Raw genomic sequence first — 4,837 nt, 5'->3', positions numbered from 1 at the left:
CGGGCCTGATTCGGGGGGCTTTCCATGAACAGCCCCGTCATTGCGAACGAAGTGACGCAATCCATGACCCCGGACTGCATGGACTGCCGCGCTACGCTCGCGATGACGAAGTCTCGGTTCAAGGCCCGTGTGCGGTATCAGGCCAGGTACGGATGGCTCGCAATGACAGGGGGCGGGGATTCGTCATTGCGAGGCCGCAGGCCGTCGCGATCCATGCTGTCGGAAGTCATGCATTGACTAGTCGGCTGTCGTTATATTGCTTATTAATGTAATAATTCATACATTAATTTGCATTATTTATGGCCACGAAAAAACGCACACTTTCTGCCCGGGACGAAGCTTATTTGCGTGGCGTGCTCCAGACGGCAACCCTTGCCGCCCTGATGGATTCCAGGCGCTGGGCGCCGGGTGACATTGCGTTTCAGGGCGGCACGTCGCTGCACCTTGCGCACGGCTCAGCCCGGTTCAGTGAAGACCTCGACTTTATGGTGCGCGGCGGTTTGTCACTCAAAGGCTTGTCGCGTGAGGTGCAAAAGCGCCTTCGCTTGCCACCAGACATTTCAGCTGACCTGTCGGTGACGGTTACACCCATCAAAGACGAGCAAAACCCGCACAGTTTCTACGTCACGCTCGCTGGCCCACGCGTTATTGGCAGTGCCAAGGTCAAGATTGAACTCTGGCAGACACCCACTACCGCCATGCGCGCCCTCACGCTCAAGGTGTCCACCATTGCTTCAAGCACGGGGCAGGCCTTTGTGCCTACCCTGACCTTGCCCGAGATTTTTGCTGACAAGGTGTACGCACTGGGCGGACGCAACCGCATCAAGCCGCGCGACGTGTTTGATGTGTGGTGGCTGTGCGAGCAAGGGGTGGCGGGCGTCAACCCCGACTTGTTGCGCGCGCGTCTGGGCATTTACCCTGCAGCCAGTGGGCAAGAGTCTGACACGGCCCAAAAATGGCTCATTAATGCAGCCGCACGCCTAGCTGAACTCCAGGCTCCCGAGGCGGTTGACAAAGTGGCGAAAGACCTGAAGCGCTGGCTGCCATCGTCCTGGCCTATGGACGCAGCCGCCGCGGGTCGCATGCTGGCACTTGCCATTGAACATCTTCGGCTCGGCATGGAGATGGTGCGCGGCCTGGCAGCGCAGCCCCAACATGGCTGAACGCACCTACACCTCGGCCATTGCGCGCCTGCGCTTGCTGCCCGAGATTTTTACCGGCAGTGAGCTCACCGTGCTGTTTGGCTGGAGGTCTGCCATCGCATCGAGCTACCTGGCCCAGTGGCGCAAGGCCGGGTTGGTCAAGTCGCTGGGGGGGCGATCAGATGTGCACATGAATCTGGTGCGCAACCCGCAAGCTGATCCTGAACAGGCTTTGCGCCGGGCCTTCCCCACTGCGGTCAAGGTGGGTATTGACCGGCTGCGCGCAGCGGGCTGGACCACCCAAATTGCGGCTCGGCCCGAAGTGGCGATTCCATCCGCCACCTCACGCTACAGCGTTGAGGGTTTTGATTTGGTTACCCGCCCGGCGCAATGGTTTCAAACCGCCAAGCCGGGCACTGAGCAGACACCTGAAGGCCTCGACAGCCTCAGGCCTGCCTGGGCGCTGGCCGACATGCTCAGCCGCGCGCAAGACAAGCGCGTGCGCAACGCCTGGCTGCCCGACCCCGATGACATCGACCTGCCCGCCCTGGGCACCCCAGCACATCAAGACCTGCAAGCGGCATGCCGCTCTTTTGGACTGGTGCCAGACGCCATGACTCGTTCAGGATATGCCAAGGCATACGACCAACTTAACGCCCAGCCGTAAACAAAGGCCCCCGTCATTGCGAGCCCCCTGAATCGGGCCCGATACCGCACACGGACCTTGAACCGTCATCGCGAGCGAAGCGTGGCGATCCATGACTTCCGGGTGCATGGATTGCTTCACTGCGTTCGCAATGACGGGGCTGTTCATGGAAAGCGTAGCGCGGCAGTCCAGGCAGTCCGGGGACATGGATTGCGTCACTGCGTTCGCAATGACGGGGGTGTTCATGGAAAGCGCAGCGTGGCAGTCCATGCAGCCAGGAAGTCATGGATTGCTTCACTTTGTTCGCAATGACGGGAGTGTTCATGGCGTGTTGTACGGTTTACCAGTTCAGGCTGGACGCCGCCACCTTTTTCGCGTTGACGCGGGTCTCAATGATGCGGCCATCAGCGAGGCGCAGCACGCGGTCGGCCATGTCGGCAATCGGGGCGTTGTGGGTGATGACGATGGTGGTGGTGCCCAGTGTGCGGTTCACATGCTCGATGGCCTGCAACACCATGATGCCGGTGGCGCAGTCGAGCGCGCCGGTGGGCTCATCGCACAGCAGCACCTCGGGCTGCTTGGCAATGGCGCGCGCAATGGCCACGCGCTGCTGCTCACCGCCCGACAGTTGCGAGACAAAGTGGTTCTTGCGCTCGGCCAGCCCCACCAGCGCCAGCGCGTCCTCGGGCTTCATCGGGTCGTCAGCCAGGTCGGTCACCAGCGCCACGTTTTCACGCGCCGTCAGGCTCGGAATCAGGTTGTAGAACTGAAACACAAAGCCCACATGCTCGCGCCGGTAACGCGTGAGCTCGGCGTCATCGGCGCCGATGAGTTCGTGTGTGTCGCCGGCATGGCTCCAGCGCGCCGAACCGCTGGTGGCCGAGTCCAGCCCACCCAGAATATTGAGCAGCGTTGATTTGCCGCTGCCAGAGGCACCGAGCAACACCACGAATTCGCCGCGCACGATGTCCAGATCGACGCCGCGCAAGGCGTGCACGGCGGTGTCGCCCTCGCCATAGACCTTGGTCAGGCCACGGGCCATGAAAACCAGTTGGGCAGTGGCAGTCGGGGTGTTCATGATGTCATGCGCAAAGTGCCACATGAGCATACGTCAAATGGTCTGCAACTACACCGCAGCGCCGTGCGCCAACGGGCGTTCATTGATTCGACTTGATGTCTTGATGCGAATAATCAAAGGCTGCTTGTGCGGCGGGCTTAGGGACGGTTCCGTTCAGCGCGGCTGAATGGCCTGCGAAATGACCGTTTGCTCAACCAGCCGGTCATCGCCCAGCACGATCATCGAAAACAGCAGTTCGTCCAGGTTGGCCGCCAGCGCCGTCTTGCGTGCCAGCAGCGGCGTGGCCTGCGGGTTCAGCACCACGAAGTCGGCCTCGCAACCCGGCTGCAGATTGCCCACCACGCCGGCCAGCCCGAGCGCCTGCGCGGCGCCTGCGGTATGCTGCCACCACAGTTGTTGCGGCGACAAGCACAGTCCGGTTTTGGTCTGGCCCTCACGCGCCACGTAATAGGCCGCCAGCATGGTGTGAAACGGGCTGAAACTGGTGCCGCCGCCCACGTCGCTTGCCAGCCCGTAACAAAAACCGACCCGGTCGGCCCCGGCGTAATCAAAAAAGCCGCTGCCCAAGAACAGGTTGCTGGTCGGGCATACGGCAGCGGCCGCACCCGTACCCTGCATCAGGGCGCGATCAGCGTCGTCAAAGTGAATGCAATGGGCGTAGATGGCGCGCTGGCGCAGCAGGCCAAAGTCGGCATAGGTGGCCAGGTAGCTGCGTGATGCAGGAAAGAGTTGGCGCGCCCAGGCGATTTCGGCCTGGTTCTCGGCCACGTGCGACTGAATCCACACGTCCGGGTACCGGGCGGCCAACTCGCCCGCGCCGCGCAACTGGGCCGCGCTGCTGGTGGGCGCAAAGCGTGGCGTGATGGCATAGCCAAGCCGGTCGATGCCATGCCATTGCTGGATCAGCGCCTCGGTGTCGAGCAGGCTCTGCTCGGTGGCGTCATGCTTGCCGTTGACGCCCGCCTGGTTCATTGCGTCAGCCGGAGCGTGGCGGTCCATCAGGCACAAGCCGGTGATCAGGCGCATGCAATGCTTTTGAGCTTCGGTAAAAAAGGCCTGCACCGAGGCCGGGTGCGAGGTGGCAAAGGTGAGCGCGGTGGTGATGCCGTTGCGCAACAATTCGGCGATGAAAAACTGCGCCGCCTCGCTGCTGTAGTCCGGTGAGGCAAAGCGCCTTTCTTCCGGAAAGGTGTAGTGTTCCAGCCAGGGCAACAGGCCCTCGGCCGGCGAGCCGATCACATTGGTTTGCGGGTAGTGGCTGTGCAGATCGACAAAACCGGGGGCGATGATGCGATCAGGCCAATGTGTGACGGCCAGATCGGCAAAGCGCTTGCGCAGCGCCCGGTAAGGCCCGACCGCCTGCACCACTTGCCGGCCCTGCGCGTTGGCGCCGACCACCAGCAGTCCGTCCTGCTCGTAAATGGCGGCACGGCTGGGCTCCCGGTCAGTGGCAAAGCGAAGGATGGCGGCGCGGTAGGCTTGCATAGGCTGTAGAGCTTACCCAAGTTTCAAGTTCCAGAACTGCATGGCTCGCCACGCTTCGCTTTCCATGAACATCACCGTCATTGCGAACGCAGTGAAGCAAGCCACGCCCCCGGACTACATGGACTGCCGCGCTATGCTTTCCATGAACATCCCCGTCATTGCGAGCGCAGTGACGCAATCCATGTCCCCGGACTGCATGGACTGCCGCGCTATGCTTTCCATGAACATCCCCGTCATTGCGAGCGAAGCGCGGCAATCCATGGCTTCCGGACTGCATGGATCGCCACGGCCTGCGGCCTCGCGATGACGGAGTTTCTGTTCAAGGTTCGTCTGCGGTATCGGGCCGGATTCGGACGGCTCGCAGTGACGGCTTCTCTGTTCAAGGTTCGTGTGCGGAATCAGGCCGATACGGGAGGCTCGCAGTGACGACCATGTATCACTATTTGTGGCGGCTGACTTGCCAGTTATCGCAGCAAACGTGCACGA

The 4,837-nt window shown here is 61.9% G+C and carries 4 protein-coding genes; 2 read left to right on the top strand and 2 right to left on the bottom strand.

All coding sequences use genetic code 11. From position 1 onward, the window contains the following. Positions 1-299 precede the first annotated feature (299 nt). Positions 300-1,163 carry a nucleotidyl transferase AbiEii/AbiGii toxin family protein gene (locus IBX54_RS12710; RefSeq protein WP_296543024.1) on the top strand — a complete coding sequence of 288 codons (864 nt, stop codon included), beginning with the start codon at positions 300-302 and terminating at the stop codon, positions 1,161-1,163. After that, positions 1,156-1,809 (top strand): hypothetical protein, encoded by a 654-nt coding sequence (locus IBX54_RS12705; RefSeq protein WP_296543023.1) that lies wholly within the window; start codon positions 1,156-1,158, stop codon positions 1,807-1,809. Before IBX54_RS12710 ends, IBX54_RS12705 begins: the two co-directional genes overlap by 8 nt. A 319-nt stretch (positions 1,810-2,128) precedes the next feature. On the opposite strand, the gene IBX54_RS12700 is transcribed toward IBX54_RS12705, so the two are convergent. Continuing rightward, a complete protein-coding gene (locus tag IBX54_RS12700; protein ID WP_296543022.1) occupies positions 2,129-2,866 on the bottom strand; it encodes an ABC transporter ATP-binding protein in 738 nt (245 codons plus the stop codon). Between the two features lie 153 nt (positions 2,867-3,019). After that, on the bottom strand, positions 3,020-4,351 hold the full coding sequence (guaD, locus tag IBX54_RS12695; RefSeq protein WP_296543021.1) for a guanine deaminase: 1,332 nt from the start codon (positions 4,349-4,351) through the stop codon (positions 3,020-3,022). Between the last annotated feature and the right edge of the window lie 486 nt (positions 4,352-4,837).

Source organism: Rhodoferax sp., assembly GCF_014859475.1.
Lineage (GTDB): Bacteria > Pseudomonadota > Gammaproteobacteria > Burkholderiales > Burkholderiaceae_C > Rhodoferax.
Note: the sequence above shows the minus strand (reverse complement) of the source record. Positions and strands in the feature narration are given on the sequence as shown.

Excerpts from the sequence above, each read along its gene's own strand:
- IBX54_RS12710 (WP_296543024.1), top strand. The coding sequence starts at position 300 with ATGGCCACGAAAAAACGCACACTTTCTGCCCGGGACGAAGCTTATTTG.
- IBX54_RS12705 (WP_296543023.1), top strand. The coding sequence starts at position 1,156 with ATGGCTGAACGCACCTACACCTCGGCCATTGCGCGCCTGCGCTTGCTG.
- IBX54_RS12700 (WP_296543022.1), bottom strand. The coding sequence starts at position 2,866 with ATGAACACCCCGACTGCCACTGCCCAACTGGTTTTCATGGCCCGTGGC.
- guaD (WP_296543021.1), bottom strand. The coding sequence starts at position 4,351 with ATGCAAGCCTACCGCGCCGCCATCCTTCGCTTTGCCACTGACCGGGAG.